17 protein-coding genes are annotated in these 17,136 nt (G+C 67.8%); 13 read left to right on the top strand and 4 right to left on the bottom strand.

Translation table 11 applies throughout. The annotated features are described in order from the left end of the window. Nucleotides 1-81 precede the first annotated feature (81 nt). The 7 genes from PKO50_RS01845 (at nt 82) to PKO50_RS01875 (ending at nt 6,198) form a co-directional block, all read left to right on the top strand. Complete coding sequence (locus tag PKO50_RS01845) at nt 82-1,377, top strand: MFS transporter (protein ID WP_275628648.1); 1,296 nt, start codon at nt 82-84, stop codon at nt 1,375-1,377. Further along, nucleotides 1,374-2,591: a mandelate racemase/muconate lactonizing enzyme family protein gene (locus PKO50_RS01850; RefSeq protein WP_275628649.1), complete on the top strand. Its 1,218-nt coding sequence runs from the start codon at nt 1,374-1,376 to the stop codon at nt 2,589-2,591. Before PKO50_RS01845 ends, PKO50_RS01850 begins: the two co-directional genes overlap by 4 nt. A 52-nt stretch (nt 2,592-2,643) precedes the next feature. Continuing rightward, nucleotides 2,644-4,293, top strand: a complete 1,650-nt coding sequence (locus PKO50_RS01855) for a GMC family oxidoreductase N-terminal domain-containing protein (RefSeq protein WP_275628650.1) — start codon at nt 2,644-2,646, stop codon at nt 4,291-4,293. A 92-nt stretch (nt 4,294-4,385) separates the two neighbouring features. Next, the gene (locus PKO50_RS01860; RefSeq protein ID WP_275628651.1) at nt 4,386-4,967 is read left to right on the top strand and encodes a DJ-1/PfpI family protein; all 582 of its coding nucleotides are present in this window, start codon (nt 4,386-4,388) and stop codon (nt 4,965-4,967) included. A 32-nt stretch (nt 4,968-4,999) separates the two neighbouring features. Beyond that, nucleotides 5,000-5,302 carry a ribbon-helix-helix domain-containing protein gene (locus tag PKO50_RS01865; protein WP_009615780.1) on the top strand — a complete coding sequence of 101 codons (303 nt, stop codon included), beginning with the start codon at nt 5,000-5,002 and terminating at the stop codon, nt 5,300-5,302. 129 nt (nt 5,303-5,431) lie between these two features. Beyond that, nucleotides 5,432-5,599, top strand: a complete 168-nt coding sequence (locus PKO50_RS01870; RefSeq protein ID WP_009615782.1) for a YhfG family protein — start codon at nt 5,432-5,434, stop codon at nt 5,597-5,599. 2 nt (nt 5,600-5,601) lie between these two features. Next, nucleotides 5,602-6,198 (top strand): putative adenosine monophosphate-protein transferase Fic, encoded by a 597-nt coding sequence (locus PKO50_RS01875; RefSeq protein ID WP_089389749.1) that lies wholly within the window; start codon nt 5,602-5,604, stop codon nt 6,196-6,198. A gap of 425 nt (nt 6,199-6,623) precedes the next feature. Here PKO50_RS01875 and PKO50_RS01880 read toward each other — a convergent pair whose 3' ends face one another. Beyond that, nucleotides 6,624-8,147, bottom strand: a complete 1,524-nt coding sequence (locus tag PKO50_RS01880) for a fumarate hydratase (protein WP_109933232.1) — start codon at nt 8,145-8,147, stop codon at nt 6,624-6,626. Between the two features lie 254 nt (nt 8,148-8,401). On the opposite strand from PKO50_RS01880, the gene PKO50_RS01885 reads away from it, so the two are divergent. Genes PKO50_RS01885 through PKO50_RS01895 form a run of 3 tightly spaced genes read left to right on the top strand, consistent with a single transcriptional unit; the run spans nt 8,402 to nt 11,276 of the window. Beyond that, entirely contained in the window at nt 8,402-9,529 is a 1,128-nt protein-coding gene (locus tag PKO50_RS01885; RefSeq protein ID WP_109933231.1) for a GGDEF domain-containing protein, read from the top strand. Beyond that, nucleotides 9,522-10,454: an iron-sulfur-binding ferredoxin reductase gene (locus tag PKO50_RS01890; RefSeq protein WP_275628652.1), complete on the top strand. Its 933-nt coding sequence runs from the start codon at nt 9,522-9,524 to the stop codon at nt 10,452-10,454. The genes PKO50_RS01885 and PKO50_RS01890 overlap by 8 nt, the downstream gene beginning before the upstream one ends. Before the next feature lie 48 nt (nt 10,455-10,502). Then, on the top strand, nt 10,503-11,276 hold the full coding sequence (locus PKO50_RS01895) for an enoyl-CoA hydratase-related protein (protein WP_109933229.1): 774 nt from the start codon (nt 10,503-10,505) through the stop codon (nt 11,274-11,276). 832 nt (nt 11,277-12,108) lie between these two features. Here PKO50_RS01895 and pyk read toward each other — a convergent pair. The 3 genes from pyk to PKO50_RS01910 all read right to left on the bottom strand — a co-directional run bounded on the left by pyk (nt 12,109) and on the right by PKO50_RS01910 (nt 15,426). After that, on the bottom strand, nt 12,109-13,560 hold the full coding sequence (pyk, locus tag PKO50_RS01900) for a pyruvate kinase (RefSeq protein ID WP_275628653.1): 1,452 nt from the start codon (nt 13,558-13,560) through the stop codon (nt 12,109-12,111). A 65-nt stretch (nt 13,561-13,625) separates the two neighbouring features. Beyond that, nucleotides 13,626-14,555 carry a universal stress protein gene (locus tag PKO50_RS01905; RefSeq protein WP_275628654.1) on the bottom strand — a complete coding sequence of 310 codons (930 nt, stop codon included), beginning with the start codon at nt 14,553-14,555 and terminating at the stop codon, nt 13,626-13,628. 64 nt (nt 14,556-14,619) lie between these two features. Beyond that, nucleotides 14,620-15,426 (bottom strand): tetratricopeptide repeat protein, encoded by an 807-nt coding sequence (locus tag PKO50_RS01910; protein ID WP_275628655.1) that lies wholly within the window; start codon nt 15,424-15,426, stop codon nt 14,620-14,622. A 101-nt stretch (nt 15,427-15,527) separates the two neighbouring features. Between PKO50_RS01910 and PKO50_RS01915 the strand changes: the two genes are divergently transcribed. The 3 genes from PKO50_RS01915 (at nt 15,528) to PKO50_RS01925 (ending at nt 16,820) form a co-directional block, all read left to right on the top strand. Beyond that, the gene (locus tag PKO50_RS01915) at nt 15,528-15,899 is read left to right on the top strand and encodes a hypothetical protein (RefSeq protein ID WP_275628656.1); all 372 of its coding nucleotides are present in this window, start codon (nt 15,528-15,530) and stop codon (nt 15,897-15,899) included. A gap of 76 nt (nt 15,900-15,975) precedes the next feature. After that, complete coding sequence (locus tag PKO50_RS01920) at nt 15,976-16,401, top strand: DUF4124 domain-containing protein (protein WP_109933224.1); 426 nt, start codon at nt 15,976-15,978, stop codon at nt 16,399-16,401. Nucleotides 16,402-16,460: 59 nt separating this feature from the next. Further along, nucleotides 16,461-16,820 carry a PilZ domain-containing protein gene (locus tag PKO50_RS01925; RefSeq protein WP_109933223.1) on the top strand — a complete coding sequence of 120 codons (360 nt, stop codon included), beginning with the start codon at nt 16,461-16,463 and terminating at the stop codon, nt 16,818-16,820. The last annotated feature ends 316 nt before the right edge of the window (nt 16,821-17,136 follow it).

Genomic DNA, 17,136 nt, shown 5'->3' on the forward strand with positions numbered 1-17,136 from the left:
CGCCGGGCGCCTGCCTGCGCCCGGCGCGCGCCGCGCTTTTCCGACAACCCGCCGGTGCCCCCGCCGGCCACGAGACGCATGATGAAAAAAACAATAAGTGCAGAGGCCATGCCCATGGCCGTTCCGTCCAGCGCCAACCTGACCCGCTACCTGCAACTGGCCCTGCTGGTGCTCGCCGCCGGCGCCATCTACCCCATGCTCTACCTGCGCCAGGTGTACCAGAGCACCATGCTCGAGGCCCTGGCCATCAGCAACAGCGAGCTGGGCTACCTGTATTCCATCCTCGGCAGCGCCTTCCTGCTCAGCTACCTGCCCAGCGGCTGGCTGGCCGACCGCATCGCCCCGCGCTTCCTCATCGGCTTCTCGCTGCTGGGCACCGGCGCGCTGGGCCTGTGGTACGCGCAACTGCCCGGCTTCCCGGCGCTGCTGGCGATCTTCTGCGGCTTCGGCATCAGCACCGGGCTGACCTTCTGGGCCTCGCTGATCAAGCGGGTGAAGATGCTCGCCGGCGACGACGAGCAGGGCCGCTTCTTCGGCGTGCTCGACGGCGGCCGCGGGCTGGTGGAAGCGCTGCTGGCCACCGTGGCCATCGCGCTGTTCGCCTACGTCACCGAAACCCGTGGCGAGCGCAACGCCGAGGGCCTGCAACTGGTCATCCACTTCTACGCCGCCTGCTGCATCGCCCTCGGCGCCGCGCTGATGCTGCTGCGCGACCCCCGGGGCGCGCGTGGCGAAGCGGCCATCGAGAAGGGCAACCTGTGGCAGGACCTGCGCACCCTGGCGCGCATCCCCGAGTTGTGGCTGGTGACCGCCATCGTCTTCTGCGGCTACCACTTCTTCTGGGCCACCTACAGCTTCTCGGCCTACCTGCAGGAAGGCGGCTTCGGCCTCAGCGCCACCATGGCCGGGCTGATCACCACCATCAAGCTGTGGATGCGCCCGCTGGGCGGCATCGGCGGCGGCTGGCTGGGCGACCGCTTCTCGCGGACCGGCGTGCTGACCTGGGCCATGCTGCTCTCGGCCCTGGGCATGCTCGGCCTGGTGCTGCTGCCGAGCCTGCACGTACTGGGCGTGCTGGTGTTCCTAGTGATCTTCATCGGCCTGATGACCTACGCCATCCGCGGGCTGTACTGGGCCATCCTCGACGACTGCCACATCCCCCTGCGGGTCACGGGCCTGGCCATCGGCATCATCTCCCTGGTGGGCTACTCGCCGGACGTCTTCCTGCCGCTGCTCAACGGCTGGATCACCGACCGCTTCCCCGGCTTCGTCGGCTACCAGATCTACTTCTCCTACGTCGTGGCGGTGGGCCTGCTGGGCGTGGTCGCCACCCTGATCCTGAAGAAACGTATCGACAAGAGAGCGCGCCAAGCATGAAAGTCGTCTCCCTGCAGACCCACGTGGTCGCCGTCCCGCCGCCGCACATCGGCGGCATGTACTGGCTGTTCGTGACCCTGAAGACCGACTGCGGCATCGAGGGCGTCGGCGAGATCTACGCCGCCACCTTCCATCCGAAGGCGATGGTCCCGGTGATCGAGGACGTGTTCCAGCGCTACCTGCTGGACCAGGACCCGCACCACATCGAGCGCTTCTTCCGGCGCGCCTATTCCAGTGGCTTCACCCAGCGCCCGGACCTGACCATGATGGGCGTGGTCAGCGGCCTGGAGATGGCCTGCTGGGACATCGTCGGCAAGGCGGCCAACAAGCCGGTGTACGAGCTGCTCGGCGGCAAGGTCCACGAGCGCCTGCGCTCCTACACCTACCTGTACCCGAAGAACGCCCGGGGCGAGTACGACTACTCCGACCCGGACCTGGCCGCCGAATGCGCGGTGCAGAACATGAACCTCGGCTTCACCGCACTGAAGTTCGATCCGGCCGGCCCCTACACCGCCTTCTCCGGGCACCAGCTGTCGCTGGAAGTGCTGGAGCGCTGCGAGACCTTCTGCCGCAAGATCCGCGAAGCGGTGGGCAACAAGTGCGACCTGCTGTTCGGCACCCACGGGCAGATGGTGCCGTCCTCGGCCATCCGCCTCGCCAGGCGCCTGGAGAAGTACGACCCGCTGTGGTTCGAGGAGCCGATTCCGCCGGGCCAGGAAGAGGCCATGGGCCAGGTCGCGGCCAAGACCAGCATCCCCATCGCCACCGGCGAGCGGCTGACCACCAAGTACGAATTCTTCCGCCTGCTGCAGGCCGGCGGCGCATCCATCCTGCAGATGAACGTGGGGCGCTGCGGCGGCCTGCTCGAAGGCAAGAAGATCGCGTCCATGGCCGAGGCCTTCTACGCGCAGATCGCCCCGCACCTGTACAACGGCCCCATCGGCGCGGCGGCCAGCTTCCAGCTGGCGGCCTGCACGCCGAACTTCCTGATCCAGGAAAGCATCGGCACCTGGGACGGTTTCCACGCGGAAATCCTCAAGAAGCCGCTGTACTGGGAAGACGGCTACATCATCCCCTCCAGCGAGCCCGGCCTGGGCGTCGAGCTGGACATGGACGTGGTGCGCCGGCATTCCCCCTACACCGGCGAGCGGCTGCACCTGCAGATGGGCCCGGATCCGGTCGATGTCAAGGACACCGCCCCGGCCAAAGGCTGACCCCGCGCCCGCGCCGGCCGGCGCGGGCCCCCTCACTTGCGGTACGAGATTCATGAAATACGACTACATCATCGTCGGCGCCGGCTCGGCCGGCTGCATCCTCGCCAGCCGCCTGAGCGAATCCGGCGAGCACAGCGTCCTGCTGCTGGAAGCCGGCGGCAAGGACGCCTCGCCCTGGTTCAAGGTCCCGGTGGGCTTCGCCAAGCTCTACTACAACCCGGCGTACAACTGGATGTACTACAGCCAGCCGCAGGCGCAACTCGCCGGCCGCCAGCTGTACGCACCGCGCGGGAAAGTGCAGGGCGGCTCCGGCTCGATCAACGCGATGATCTACGTGCGCGGCCAGGCCCACGACTTCGACGACTGGGCGGCGAACGGCAACGACGGCTGGTCGTTCAAGGACGTGCTGCCGTACTTCCGCAAGCTGGAGTCCCACCCGCTGGGCGACAGCGAGTACCACGGCGCCAGCGGGCCGATCCGCATCAGCCCGATGAAGGGCCACACCCACCCGATCTGCGATGCCTTCCTCAAGGGCTGCGGGGAGCTGGGCTACCCGCGCAGCGAGGACTTCAACGGCGAGCACTTCGAAGGCGCCGGCATCTACGACGTCAACACCCGCGATGGCCAGCGCTGCTCCAGCAGCTTCGCCTACCTGCACCCGGCGCTGGGCCGGCCGAACCTGCACATCGAGCACCACGCTCTGGCCGAGCGCATCCTGTTCGACGAGCACAAGCGCGCCATCGGCGTCAGCATCAGCCAGCACGGCGTGCAGCGCGAATTCCATGCCCGCCGCGAAGTCATCCTGGCGGCCGGCGCGGTGGATTCGCCGAAGCTGCTGCAACTCTCCGGCGTGGCCGACCGCGAACTGCTGCAGGAGCACCGCATCCCCGAGGTGCTGCACCTGCCGGCAGTGGGCAAGAACCTGCAGGATCACCTGTGCGTCAGCTACTACTACAAGGCCAGCATCAAGACCCTCAACGACGAGTTCGGCTCGCTGTTCGGCCAGCTGAAGCTGGGCCTGGAATACCTGCTGACGCGCAAGGGCCCGCTGTCGATGAGCGTCAACCAGAGCGGCGGCTTCTTCCGCAGCGACGACAGCCAGGCGCACCCGAACCTGCAACTGTACTTCAACCCGCTGTCCTACCAGATTCCCAAGAGCAACAAGGCCAGCCTCAAGCCGGAGCCGTACTCGGGCTTCCTGCTGTGCTTCAACCCGTGCCGCCCGACCAGCCGCGGCGAGGTGCGCATCGCCTCGAAGAACCCGGCCGACGCGGCGCTGATCGACCCCAACTACCTGAGCACGCAGAAGGACATCGACGAAGCCATCCAGGGTAGCCGGCTGATCCGCAGGATCATGAATGCCCCGGCGCTCAGGGCGGTGACCGTGGAGGAAGTGCTGCCGGGTGCGGCGGTGCAGTCCGACGAGGCCATGCTGCGCTATTTCCGCGAGAACTGCGGCTCCATCTACCACCTGTGCGGCAGCTGCGCGATGGGCGCCGACCCGCAGACCTCGGTGGTCGACAAGCGCCTGCGGGTGCATGGCATCGAGGGCCTGCGGGTGGTGGATGCGTCGATCTTCCCCAACGTCACCTCCGGCAACACCAACGCGGCGGTGATGATGGTGGCGGAGAAGGGCGCCGAGCTGATCCTGGAGGATGCCCGCCAGGTCCGGGCCGAAATGGCGCAGCGCCTGGCGGTGTAGTAGCGGCCTATTACCCGCCGCGGCGGGGAGTGGCTAACCTGTCTGGCATGCCCGGCCGCCCATGGCCGGGCCCTGCCTGGAGGAATGCCGCGATGGCCGCGAAGAAGATCCTGATGCTGGTCGGCGACTACGCCGAGGACTACGAAACCATGGTGCCGTTCCAGGCGCTGCAGATGGTCGGCCACGTGGTCCACGCGGTGTGCCCGGACAAGAAGGCGGGGCAGAGCGTGCGCACCGCCATCCACGATTTCGAGGGCGACCAGACCTACAGCGAGAAGCCGGGGCACAACTTCGCCCTCAACGCCGACTTCGCCGCCGTGCGCGCCGAAGACTACGATGCCCTGCTGATCCCCGGCGGCCGCGCCCCGGAGTACCTGCGCCTCAACGCGAAGGTGATCGAGCTGGTGCAGGCCTTCGACGCCGCGAAGAAACCCATCGCCGCCGTCTGCCACGGCGCCCAGCTGCTGGCCGCCGCCGGCGTGCTGAAAGGCCGCGCCTGCAGCGCCTACCCGGCCTGCGGCCCGGAAGTGAAGCTGGCCGGCGGCGAGTATGTGGACATTCCGGTGGACGCCGCCCACGTCGACGGCAACCTGGTCAGCGCCCCGGCCTGGCCGGCGCACCCGGCGTGGCTGGCGAAGTTCCTCGAAGTGCTCGGCACGAAGATCAGCCTGTAGACTGGCATTCGCATCGATAAAGGAGGCGGAGCATGTGCGAGCTCTACGTGAAGGCCGACCCCATCCTCTACGAGTCCCGCTCGCGCTCCCTGCGCATTCGCGGCGTGGTCACCACCCTGCGCCTGGAGAACCAGTTCTGGGACATCCTGCGGGAGATCGCCGAGGTCGACGGCATGACCACCAACCAGCTCATCGCCAAGCTCTACGACGAGGTGATGGACTACCGCGGCGAGGTGGTCAACTTCGCCTCCTTCCTGCGCGTGAGCTGCACCCGCTACCTGGCCCAGCGCCGCGACAACATCGTGGAGCTGAGCCGGGTGCCGCGCAGCGCCTGAGCCCCGACCCTGTAGGAGCGGGCCCTGCCCGCGATTTCGCGCGCAGGGCGCGCTCCTACAGGGGAATGCCGCAGGTGGGGCCAGCTCACGTATAATGGAATTTCAGCCCCTGAAGCGAGGCATCGACTGGTGAAAACCCCCAGCCTGGAAGCCAAGAAAGCCTACTGCGCCAAGACCCGTCGTTCCAACTACGCGGCCAGCCTGCGTCTGGAAGGCTACGAAGTTACTGAGAGCGACGCCGCCCGCGAATTGCCCAGCCGCGAAGCGGTCCTGCGCGCGTACCGCAAGCAGGCCTGAGCCTGGACAAGTACGGCGCCGGCCAGGACCCGTACTGCTATCCGGGTACGAGCGTCCTGCGCAATCACCTCGATCTTCACAGCGATGACCTGCTGTCCCGCGCCGAGCGCGACCTTTCCGAAATCGCCGCCAGCCATCTCGACTTCGAACCGCCGCCTTACGACTTGGCGTACCTGAAACGCATCCACCATGCCCTGTTCCAGGACCTCTACGACTGGGCCGGGCAGATTCGCAGCGTGGATATCTCCAAGCGCGACACCCATTTCTGCAACGTCAATCGCATCGAACCGGAAGCCGACAAGATTTTCCGCACCATGGCGCGAGCCAACTGGTTCGAGGGCTACGAGCGTGAGCGACTGATAGTGGCCGTGGCCGAGCATTACGGCGACCTCAACATGATCCACCCGTTTCGCGAGGGCAATGGCCGGGCCCAGCGCATTCTGTTCGAGCACCTGATCGTCAACGTCGGATTCGAGGTCAACTGGTGGGCGGTGGAAGAGAACGAGTGGATCGGCGGCAACATAGACGCAGTGCTCTGTGATTACAGAGCGCTGGAACGCATCTTCGCGCACTGCATCGGCCAACCCATCGGATCGTAGGGCGGATAACCGTTCGCGGTTATCCGCCGGTGGCGTTGGCGTCGAGGCCTGTAGGAGCGAGGGAGCCGCCTGGTTCTTGTTCGCGAACGAACTCCGCGGCGGGACATCAGGTTCGCGAGCAAGCTCGCTCCTACGAAGATCTGTCGCGCGGGCATGAAAAAGCCCGGCACATGGCCGTAATGCTGTTCACTTAAGCGTTTAACGTTTGGCGGGCTACTCCAGAAACCCGCTGCCAGTCATCTGGCAGCGGGTTGTTTGTATGTTTTTCAGCCACTCCGAGGGGGCTCGACACCAGAATCGACCCACAGAGGCTAGAAAACAGACCAAGAAAAACGCCGCGACTCCCATGGGAGTCGCGGCGTTTTTCTTAAGTGAACAGCATTACGGCACATGGCCGGGCTTTTTCGTGGCGCGAAAGCGAAGGCTTACTTCACTTCCACCGCCAGGCTGTGGGCGATCTTGTCTTTCCAGATCGCAGGTCCCGTGATGTGCACCGACTCGCCGTTGGTGTCGACCGCCACGGTCACCGGCATGTCCTTCACGTCGAACTCGTAGATGGCTTCCATCCCCAGTTCGGCGAAGGCCAGGACCCTGGACTTCTTGATCGCCTGGGCCACCAGGTAGGCGGCGCCGCCGACGGCCATCAGGTACACGGCCTTGTTGTCCTTGATCGCCTCGATGGCGATGGGGCCGCGCTCGGACTTGCCGATCATGCCCAGCAGGCCTGTGCTCTCCAGGATCTGGCGGGTGAACTTGTCCATGCGGGTGGCGGTGGTCGGGCCGGCCGGGCCGACCACTTCGTCGCCTACCGGGTCGACCGGGCCGACGTAGTAGATGAAGCGGCCTTTCAGGTCCACCGGCAGTTCTTCGCCCTTGTTCAGCATGTCGACCATGCGCTTGTGCGCGGCGTCGCGGCCGGTGAGCATCTTGCCGTTGAGCAGCAGGGTCTCGCCCGGCTTCCAGCTCTGCACTTCTTCCGGGGTGATCTTGTCCAGGTCGACGCGGCGCGCGGAGGGGCCGGCTTCCCAGACGATTTCCGGGTAGGCGTCCAGCGGCGGGGCTTCCAGTTCGGCAGGTCCCGAGCCGTCGAGCACGAAGTGGGCGTGGCGGGTGGCGGCGCAGTTGGGGATCATGCACACCGGCAGCGAGGCGGCGTGGGTCGGGTAGTCCATGATCTTCACGTCGAGCACGGTGGTCAGGCCGCCCAGGCCCTGGGCGCCGATGCCCAGCTGGTTGACCTTGTCGAACAGCTCCAGGCGCAGTTCCTCGATGCGGTTCTGCGCACCGCGGGCCTTCAGCTCGTGGATGTCGATCGGGTCCATCAGGACTTCCTTCGCCATCACCGCGGCTTTCTCGGCGGTACCGCCGATGCCGATGCCGAGCATGCCCGGCGGGCACCAGCCGGCGCCCATGGTCGGGACGGTCTTGAGCACCCAGTCGACGATGGAGTCGGACGGGTTGAGCATGGCCATCTTCGACTTGTTCTCGGAGCCGCCGCCCTTGGCCGCGACGTCGACCTCGACGGTGTTGCCGGGGACGATGGAGTAGTGGATCACCGCCGGGGTGTTGTCCTTGGTGTTCTTACGCGCACCCGCCGGGTCGGCCAGGATGGAGGCGCGCAGGACGTTCTCCGGCAGGTTGTAGGCGCGGCGCACGCCTTCGTTGATCATGTCGTCGACGCTCATGGTGGCGCCTTCCCAGCTCACGTCCATGCCGACGCGGACGAACACGGTGACGATGCCGGTGTCCTGGCAGATCGGACGGTGGCCGGTGGCGCACATGCGCGAGTTGATGAGGATCTGCGCCATGGAATCGCGGGCGGCCGGCGATTCTTCGCGCAGGTACGCCTCATGCATGGCCTGGATGAAATCGACCGGGTGGTAGTAGGAGATGAACTGCAGGGCATCGGCGACGCTCTGGATGAGGTCGTCTTGCTTGATCACGGCCATGGAGCACGGTCCTCTTCAGGCGGGTATGTCAGGCGGGAATCTCAGGCGGCTAAGCCACGTACACCGAACGCGTCCGGTCAGGCACCGGCGCAAAAAGGGCGCCGTAGTATAGCGCCGTGCCAGGGCCGGGCGCACGCGCCGGCGATCCGACCTTGGTCGGCAGGGGCGGCAAGCGCCCACTTTCCGGTCGGCTAGGCATGCTGTGGCTTTGATAGTAGAGTGAGGGCCAAGTGCCATTACGGGATGGAGCCCCCATGAGCACACCGAGTTCCCCGCTGAAGCAGCGCGCCCTCCAAAAGCTCTTGATCAGGCGGTTCGGCATGGCCCTCGGCACCTACGCGATGGCCCTGCTGCTGCTCTGGCTGACCGTGATCGGCGACTTCTACCATGGCTCCCTGGCGTTGGCGGTTTCCGCCAGCCTGTGCGCCGTGGCCAGCCAGGCGGTGTTCCTCTGGCTGTTCGTCAGCGGCCGCAACCAGCGCTTCGTCGACGCCAGCCTGACCGAGCCGCAGGTGCTGGTGGCGCTGGTCTGGACCACCTTCTTCCTGGCCCACGTCGACAGCGTGCGCGGCACCCTGATGGTGCTCTACGTGCTGATCCTGCTGTTCGGCGTGTTCCAGCTGCAGCCGCGGGTGTTCGCCCGCTGCGCGGGGCTGGCCTTCATCGCCTTCGCCGGCCTCAACCTCTGGGAGGCCTTCCGCCAGCGCCTGGAGCTGCCCGGGCAGGCCGTGCTGCAGTTGCTGGTGCTGTTCAGCGTGCTGGTCTGGCTGACGCTGTTCGCCGGCTACGTGCAGGCCCTGCGCCAGCGCATGCGCCAGCGCCGCTACGCGCTGCAGGCGCACCAGGATACCCTGCGCGGGATGATGCGCCAGCTGGAAGACCTGGTGGCCACCGACGAACTCACCGGGCTGTTCAACCGCCGCCACTTCCTGCGCCTGGCCGGGCGTGCCCTGGACGACATGCAGGCGGACCAGCGCCACGGCCTGGCGCTGATCGACCTCGACCACTTCAAGCGCATCAACGACATCCACGGCCACTCCGCCGGCGACCGCGTGCTGCAGACCTTCGCCGCGGTGGCGCGGGCCTGCCTGCGCCAGGGCGACGTGCTGGCGCGCTACGGCGGGGAGGAGTTCGTGCTGCTGCTGCCCGACGCCGACAGCGACCGCCTCGCCGCCTGCTGCGAACGCCTGCGCCTGGCCTATGCGGCGGCCGAGCCGATGGGCGTGGAAGTGCCGGTGCTGAGCCTTTCCGCCGGCATGACCCTGCTGCAATGCGGCGACGACCTCGACGAGGCCTTGCAGCGGGCCGACCAGGCGCTCTACCGTGCCAAACGCAGCGGACGCAATCGCTGCGAGGCGGCATGGGAGGAGAGCGATGCCTGAACTGCGTGCCGGCGGCCGGCACTGGGAAGTGGCCGCCGGGAGCAACCTGCTGGACGCCCTGCGTGCCGAGGGGATCGCCATTCCCTACAGCTGCCGCGCGGGCAGTTGCCATGCCTGCCTGGTGCGCTGCAGCGGCGGCGAGCTGCTCGACGAGCGCCCCGAGGCGCTGGACGCCGCGCGCCGCGCCGAGGGCTGGCGCCTGGCCTGCCAGTGCCGGGTGGTGGACGACTGCGCTGTGGAGGTCTTCGACCCCGAGCGCGACGGCCTGCCGGCGACGGTCGCCGAGCTGCACTGGCCGGCGGCGGACGTCCTGCGCCTGCGCCTGCAACCCCAGCGGCCCCTGCGCTACCGCGCCGGCCAGCACCTGGTGCTGTGGCTGGGCGAGGTGGCGCGGCCCTATTCCCTGGCCAGCCTGCCGGACGAGCCCTGGCTGGAGTTCCACATCGCCTGCCAGGCCCCCGGCGCCTTCTGCGACGCGGCGCGCAACCTGCGGGTGGGCGACGAACTGCGCCTGGGCGAGCTGCGCGGCGGCGCGCTGCACTACGACCCCGAATGGCAGGAGCGCCCCCTGCTGCTGCTGGCCAGCGGCACCGGCCTGGCGCCGCTGTGGGGCATCCTGCGCCAGGCCCTGGCGGCGGACCACGAGGGGCCGATCCGCCTGCTGCACCTGGCGCGCACGCCGGCCGAGCACTACCTGGCGGCGGAGCTGGCGGCCCTGGCCGCGGCCCATCCCGACCTGCAGGCGAGCCTGGCGCTGCCGGCCGATCTGGACGCGCATCTGGCGCAATTCCGCCTTGTCTCGCGGCGAAGCATCGCCTTACTCTGCGGCCAGCCCGCCAGCGTCGAGCGCTTCGCCCGCCACCTGTACCTGGCCGGGCTGCCGCGCGGCCAGACCCTGGCCGACCTGTTCCTCTCCCACGCCTGAGCCGGGCCCGCGAACCCGGCCGCCACAGCCTGCTGCCAAGGAGTTGCCATGAGCCAACAGATTCTCGTCGAGCGCGAACAGGGCCTGCTGACCCTGCGCCTGAACCGCGCGGACAAGATGAACGCGCTGACCCGGGAGATGTACGCCGCCCTGGCCGACGCCCTGGAGGCCGCCGAGCACGACCGCGGCGTGCGCGTGGTGCTGATCGCCGGCAACGCCGAGTGCTTCACCGCCGGCAACGACATCCACGATTTCCTCCAGTACCCGCCCAGCGGCCAGGACAGCCCGGTGTTCCGCTTCATGCGCGCGCTCATGGAGTTCAGCAAGCCGGTGCTGGCGGCGGTGGCCGGCCCGGCGGTGGGCATCGGCACCACCCTGCTGCTGCACTGCGACCAGGTCTTCGTCGCCCGCGGCGCCAAGCTGAAAATGCCCTTCGTCAACCTCGGCCTGTGCCCTGAATTCGGCTCCAGCTTCCTGGTGCCGCGCCTGCTCGGCCACGTCCGCGCCGCCAGCCTGCTGATGCGCGGCGACGGCTTCAGCGGCGAGCAGGCGGTGGCCTACGGCATCGCCAACGAGGCCCTGGCCGACGGCGCCGCCGCCCTCGAACGCGCCCGCGAGGCGGCCCGGGCCCTGCAGGCGCTGCCGCCGGCGGCCCTGGCGCTGAGCAAGCGCCTGCTCAAGGCGCCATACATCGAGGAGCTGCGCAAGGTAGTGGCCCAGGAGGGCGAGCTGTTCGTCCAGCGCCTGAGCTCGCCGGAAGCCCTCGAGGCCCTGGGCGCCTTCACCCAGCGCCGCCAGCCGGACTTCTCGCGCTTCGCCTGAGCTGGCCAGCTGCCCACAGAAACTGTGGGCAGAGCTGTGCATAACCTTGGGGCCAACTGCCCGGGCGCCCGCTGCGCCTGGGTTGCGCGGCGTTGTGCGGTATTTGATCCATCGCCCGTTGCGCTGCCATCCAGGTTCGTCGCAAGTGCCTGATTTCGTGGGATTGTCCGACAGCCGGGCAGCAGGCCGGGCTGTGCGATCAGCGCACGGCGCTTGCCCACAGTAACTGTGGGAAGGGCTGTGGATAAGCTTGGGGCGGATGTGTCGGGGGCGCGTGGTTGTTGGGTTGCACGGAGCTGTCCGGGTTTTGACCAGCGTGTGGGAGCCGCTGTCTTATAGGCTGCGCCGAGGTGCTCTTCGTAGGAGCGAGCTTGCTCGCGAAAGCGAAGCCTGTTCGCGAGCAAGCTCGCTCCTACGAAAAGCCGTGCCCCCTGCAACGTAGGAAGCGGACGGTCTTGCCGACTGCGCCGAGGTGCTTTCGTAGGATGGGTTGAGTTTTTGCGAAACCCATGCGGTCGTGGCGGTGGAGGCGTGTGCCGGTTGGTCTTGGCGTGTGGCTTGGCCGCTGCCCTCTCCCTAACCCTCTCCCTGAAGGGAGAGGGGACCGTTGGGCAGACGCTGGTGCTCCTGAGTCAGCCGGCGACGCCGAAGGTTTCCGGCTGAAACCATTCCTTCTCTCGGCACGGACAAGCCCCCTCTCCCTTCAGGGCGGGGCGCGCAGCCGAGGGCTGGGGAGAGGGAGCGGAGTTGGGCGAAAGTAATGAACTACAGGTGACTTCCCTCAAAAAACAAAGGCCGCCCAAAGGGCGGCCTCCGTCACTCACCATCCCACTCAGACCAACAGGTCCCCCACGTGCAGCACCTTCATGGTGTTGGTGCCGCCCTGGGTGGTGTAGCTGTCGCCCTTGGTCAGGATCACCCAGTCGCCCTTGGTCACCACGCCGCGCTGCAGCAGCGCGTCCACGGCTTCCTGGCTGACGCGCTCCGGCGGCAGCGCGGCGGGGTCGAAGGGGATGGTCTCGACGCCGCGGAACAGCGCCACGCGGGCCTGGGTCTCGCGGTGCGGGGAGTAGGCGAAGATCGGTACCGAGGAGCGGATGCGCGACATGATCAGCGGGGTGTAGCCGCTCTCGGTGAGGCAGATGATCGCCTTGATGCCCGGGAAGTGGTTGGCGGTGTACATGGCCGCCAGGGCGATGCTTTCGTCGCAGCGCTCGAAGGTCTGGCCCAGGCGGTGGCTGGATTTCTTGGTGGTCGGGTGCTTTTCCGCGCCCTGGCAGATGCGCGCCATGGCCTGGACCGCTTCCACCGGGTATTCGCCGGCGGCGCTCTCGGCCGAGAGCATCACGGCGTCGGTGTAGTCGAGCACGGCGTTGGCCACGTCCGAGACTTCCGCGCGGGTCGGCATGGGGTTGTGGATCATCGACTCCATCATCTGCGTCGCGGTGATCACCGCCTTGTTGTAGCGGCGGGCGTGCAGGATGATCTTCTTCTGGATGCCCACCAGCTCGGCGTCGCCGATTTCCACGCCGAGGTCGCCGCGGGCCACCATCACCGCGTCGCTGGCGCGGATCAGGCCGTCCAGCGCCTCGTCGTCGGCCACCGCCTCGGCGCGTTCGATCTTGGCCACCAGCCAGGCCTTGCCGCCGGCCTCGAGGAGCAGGCTGCGGGCGTATTCCATGTCCTTGGCGTTACGCGGGAAGGACACGGCGACGTAGTCCAGGTCCATGCTCGCGGCCAGCTTGATGTCGGCCTTGTCCTTCTCGGTCAGGGCCGGCGCGGTCAGGCCGCCGCCGCGGCGGTTGATGCCCTTGTGGTCGGACAGCGGGCCGCCGATCAGCACTTCGCAGACCAGCTCGTCGGCCTTCACCTGCTTCACCACCATGACCACGCGGCCGTCGTCCAGCAGCAGCTCGTCGCCCACGCCGCAGTCCTTGACCAGGTCCGGGTAGTCGATGCCCACGACTTCCTGGGTGCCGGCGTCGCGCGGGTGGCTGGTGGAGAAGCGGAAGTTGTCGCCCACGGCCAGTTCGATGCGCTTGTTGGCGAACTTGGCGATGCGGATCTTCGGCCCCTGCAGGTCGCCGAGCAGGGCGACGAAGCGGCCATGCTTGGCGGCCAGGTCGCGCACCAACTGGGCGCGGGCACGGTGCTCGTCGGGGGTGCCGTGGGAGAAGTTCAGGCGGGCGACGTCGATCCCGGCGAGGATCAACTGCTCGAGGACTTCGGGGGACTGGCTGGCTGGGCCGAGGGTGGCGACTATCTTGGTGCGGCGGACGGACATGCGGGACTCCTTGGAAGACGAGCGTGCGGGCCGGCGGCGGGAGCCGGGCCGGCCCGGCGGCCATCTTACCCCTTTTCCGATGACGGTTCGCCTGCCGGCTTGAGCACCAGCAGGTCGCACTCGATTTCTTCCAGCACGCGCTCGGCGGTGTGGCCGATCAATGCGCTCTCCAGCTGGCCACGGGCCACCGCGCCCATCAGCAGCAGGTCGATGCCCTGGTTGCGGACGAACTCGGGGATCACCTCCTCGGGGAAGCCCTGCAGCAGGTGGGTGTCGCCGGCGGCCATGGCCGGGTGGGCGGCCATCAGCCTGTGCAGGGCCTGGCGGTGGTGCGCCTCGGTGGCCTTCAGGTGCTCGTCGTAGCTGCCCAGCAACTGGGCGTCGAAGGCCAGGGTCTGCGGCAGCGCCACGTAGGCGTGCAGGTAGCTGGCGTGCAGGCCCAGGCGGCGGTTCAGCTCCAGCGCCGTGGCGATCAGCCGGCGGTCCAGCGCCGCCGGCTTGTCGCCCTCGTGCAGCGGGTCGAGGGCGGCGCACAGCTTGCGCCCTTCCCAGGCGCCGTGGTGGACCAGCCACAGCGGCGCCTCGCAGTGGCGGATCAGCTGCCAGTCGGTGTTGGTCAGGAACAGGCGCTTGAGCAGGCCGTGGCGGCTGCTGGACTTGAGCACCAGGTCGGGTTGGTGCTCGGCCACGGCGGCGAGTATCTCGCGGTACAACGGCTTGCCCCAGCGGGTGTGACAGCGCACGTCGATGCCGGCCTGGCGCAGCGGCGCGGCCAGCTTGTCGAGCCAGTCCAGGCGCTCGGTCTGTTGCAGGATGCGCACCCGCTCCAGCTCGTGCTGCGGGATCAGCAGGCCGTTGTCCAGCGCCGGGTTGTAGTCGCACACCAGCAGGGTCACGCTGGCGCCGCTGCGCTCGGCGATCCACTGGGCGCGGGTGAGGGCGGGCTGGTCGTCGCGGGTGGGGTCGATGACCACCAGCAGGTGCTGCAGTTTCATGGTCGGCTCCTCGCTTGGCTGCTGCCATTGCAGTGCAAGCGTAGCCGGCCCGGCTTGACCTGTGTCAGTCGCCGCCCTGGTTCAGCGCCTGGTCCAGGTGGCGCGCGGCCTTGTTCGCCAGCTCGCCGTCGGGGTAGTCCACCAGCAGGTGGCGCAGGTAGCCGATGGCCTTGCTGCGGCTGGGGTGCGGGTTGTCGGGGGCCATGTACATCAGGCCCAGCTGGTACAGCGCCTTCTGCTTGATGTCGGCGGGGATGGCCGGGTCGTTGACCGCCAGCAGGTACAGCTGCTCGGCCTCGGCGACGCGGTCCTTGAGCACGGCGCGGCGCGACAGCAGGGTCATGTCCGGGTCCAGGCTGGTCTTGTTCAGGTCCAGGTTCTGCTGCGGCTTCCAGGTGGCCAGCAGCTCGCGGGCGTTCTTCTGCACCGGTTCCCTGGCGCGCTGGCGGATCATCAGGATGCGCGCGTCGGCATGGCTGGCCGCGGCGGTGCCGGGGAACTCGCGGTCGATGCGCTGGAAGTAGTCCAGGGCCTTGGCGTCGTCGCGCTGGTCGTTGTAGCGGCTCATGTAGATCAGGCCGATCTGGTACAGGGCGATGGCGCGCACGTCGGGGCTGTAGCGGGTATTGTCGTAGCCGGTGAGGTAGAGCTTCTCGGCCTCGGCGCTCTTGCCGTCGCGGATGGCCTGGGCGCTGTAGGTGAGCAGGTCGCCTTCCTCTTCCACCGCGGCGGTCATGCGGTCGCTCTTGAGCTTCTTGTACTCGGCGACTTCGCCGGTGGTGACCTGGGCGACGAACAGCGGCGTGGTCGGCGAGCAGGCGGCCAGCAGGCCCAACAGGGCGACCAGGGGCAGGGCGGGGTGCAAGCGCATGGCATCTCCTTGGCGCCGGGGCGTATTCCCTGCGCAGTCTAGTGATGCCCTTCAGCGCGGCCAAGGCGCGCCGATACAGTTCCCAACGGAGGATATGCCCCATGCGAATACTGTGCGTCCTGGCCCTGGCGGCGAGTGTTACCGGCTGCAACAGCTGGTCGACCAACAAGAACCTGGACAGCGCCTACCGCGCCTACGATCGCGGCGACTGCGAGCAGGTGATGCTCGACCTGTCGCGCACCGAGCGCAAGAGCCGCGCGCGGCCCTGGCTGCAGCCGGAGATCTCGATGCTCCGCGGCCTGTGCCTGGAGCGCCAGAAGTACTACGTCGACGCCGCGCAGACCTACGACTTCATCATCGCCCGCTACCCGGCCAGCGAGTACGCCTACCGCGCCAAGGCGCGCCTGGAGACCCTGCGCCTCAACGGGCGGTTTGGCAGCGGGGCGGCACAACCGTTGCCGGCGCGTCCGTGACCGTCGGTCGTTGCCGGCTTGAGCGGGATGGGCCGCTCGCTAAGCTCAGGTAGCTGGCTTCAAGGAGGAGGTTGCGATGCGTTCGTTGCTGTGCCTGTGTATGGCCCTGGCCCCCTTGCTGGCAGCGGCCGACATCTATCGCTGGACCGATGCCCAGGGCAAGGTGCATTTCAGCGAAACCCCGCCGCCGGGGGCGCAGCGCGTCGAGGTCAGGCCGCAGGTGGTCGAGCGCGATGCCGCCACGCGCGAGCGCGAGGAGCGTACCCGCCAGTTCTACCAGGCGCGCAGCGAGGAACAGGCCGCTGCGCGCAGCCGCGCCGCCGAGCAGCAGGCCAAGGCGGGCGCCGAGTGCGACCGCCTGCGCGACCAGTTGGCGACATTGCAGCGCGGAGGTCGCTACTACTCCACAGATACCCGGGGCGAACGCCTCTACTATAGCGACGAGCAGATCGATGCCGCTCGTCGCTCGCTGGCCGCGCGGGTAGCCGAAGGCTGCCGTTAGTGCTGGCCGTGGCGGGGTTGCATCGTCATACTGGGTAAAAATCATAGCGAATAGCCATTATGCGTCATCAACGACACATAGAGCGCCATCAGCTGCCGTACTACCTGAAGGTGTTCAATAGCATCACCGACAAGCCCATGGGCTACCTGGGCAACGTATCGCTGGACGGCATGCTGCTGATCAGCCAGCTGCCGATGCTGGTGGGCGGGCGATTCGACATGCGCCTGAAGATCCCCGGGCAGGACGGCAAGGTCCAGCACATCGACTTCAGCGGCACCTGCCAGTGGTGCCACGAAGACGTCACCCCGGGCAGCTTCGACTCCGGCTTCAGCCTGGTGGCGCCGCCGCCGGAGTATGCCGAGCTGGTCGAAGCGCTGCGCCGTTATTTCAGTTTTCGCCGCCAGGTGGAGTCGGTCTGAGCAGCGGGATGCGCTGAACCGACCTGGGCGGTGATGAAGGACAGGGAAACATCGGCGGTATGCGAATGATACGTGTAGGAGCGGGCCCTGCCCGCGATTCGCGCGCAGGGCGCGCTCCTACATGGGCGTGGCTTGTGGGGCGACCCGTAGGAGCGGATCTCATCCGCGAATCGCGCCGATACGCCAGGCTATCGCGGACAAGGTCCTACATCGATGCTTCCCTGGAACCGTAGGAGCAACTGTCTATTGGGTTTGGGTGTAGCGCGCCGCTCCGAGTGCGTTGATGTCTCTCGTTTCGCCCCCTCGGGCGAGTCAC

Source organism: Pseudomonas sp. 273, from assembly GCF_029201425.1.
GTDB classification, from domain to species: domain Bacteria; phylum Pseudomonadota; class Gammaproteobacteria; order Pseudomonadales; family Pseudomonadaceae; genus Pseudomonas; species Pseudomonas delhiensis.

Bases quoted from the DNA above. Each gene is read 5' to 3' on its own strand.
- PKO50_RS01885 (WP_109933231.1), top strand. From the start codon at position 8,402: ATGAGCACACCGAGTTCCCCGCTGAAGCAGCGCGCCCTCCAAAAGCTC.
- PKO50_RS01850 (WP_275628649.1), top strand. From the start codon at position 1,374: ATGAAAGTCGTCTCCCTGCAGACCCACGTGGTCGCCGTCCCGCCGCCG.
- PKO50_RS01905 (WP_275628654.1), bottom strand. From the start codon at position 14,555: ATGAAACTGCAGCACCTGCTGGTGGTCATCGACCCCACCCGCGACGAC.
- PKO50_RS01920 (WP_109933224.1), top strand. From the start codon at position 15,976: ATGCGTTCGTTGCTGTGCCTGTGTATGGCCCTGGCCCCCTTGCTGGCA.
- PKO50_RS01865 (WP_009615780.1), top strand. From the start codon at position 5,000: ATGTGCGAGCTCTACGTGAAGGCCGACCCCATCCTCTACGAGTCCCGC.
- PKO50_RS01860 (WP_275628651.1), top strand. From the start codon at position 4,386: ATGGCCGCGAAGAAGATCCTGATGCTGGTCGGCGACTACGCCGAGGAC.
- PKO50_RS01910 (WP_275628655.1), bottom strand. From the start codon at position 15,426: ATGCGCTTGCACCCCGCCCTGCCCCTGGTCGCCCTGTTGGGCCTGCTG.
- PKO50_RS01895 (WP_109933229.1), top strand. From the start codon at position 10,503: ATGAGCCAACAGATTCTCGTCGAGCGCGAACAGGGCCTGCTGACCCTG.
- PKO50_RS01880 (WP_109933232.1), bottom strand. From the start codon at position 8,147: ATGGCCGTGATCAAGCAAGACGACCTCATCCAGAGCGTCGCCGATGCC.
- PKO50_RS01845 (WP_275628648.1), top strand. From the start codon at position 82: ATGAAAAAAACAATAAGTGCAGAGGCCATGCCCATGGCCGTTCCGTCC.
- PKO50_RS01890 (WP_275628652.1), top strand. From the start codon at position 9,522: ATGCCTGAACTGCGTGCCGGCGGCCGGCACTGGGAAGTGGCCGCCGGG.
- pyk (WP_275628653.1), bottom strand. From the start codon at position 13,560: ATGTCCGTCCGCCGCACCAAGATAGTCGCCACCCTCGGCCCAGCCAGC.
- PKO50_RS01915 (WP_275628656.1), top strand. From the start codon at position 15,528: ATGCGAATACTGTGCGTCCTGGCCCTGGCGGCGAGTGTTACCGGCTGC.
- PKO50_RS01925 (WP_109933223.1), top strand. From the start codon at position 16,461: ATGCGTCATCAACGACACATAGAGCGCCATCAGCTGCCGTACTACCTG.
- PKO50_RS01855 (WP_275628650.1), top strand. From the start codon at position 2,644: ATGAAATACGACTACATCATCGTCGGCGCCGGCTCGGCCGGCTGCATC.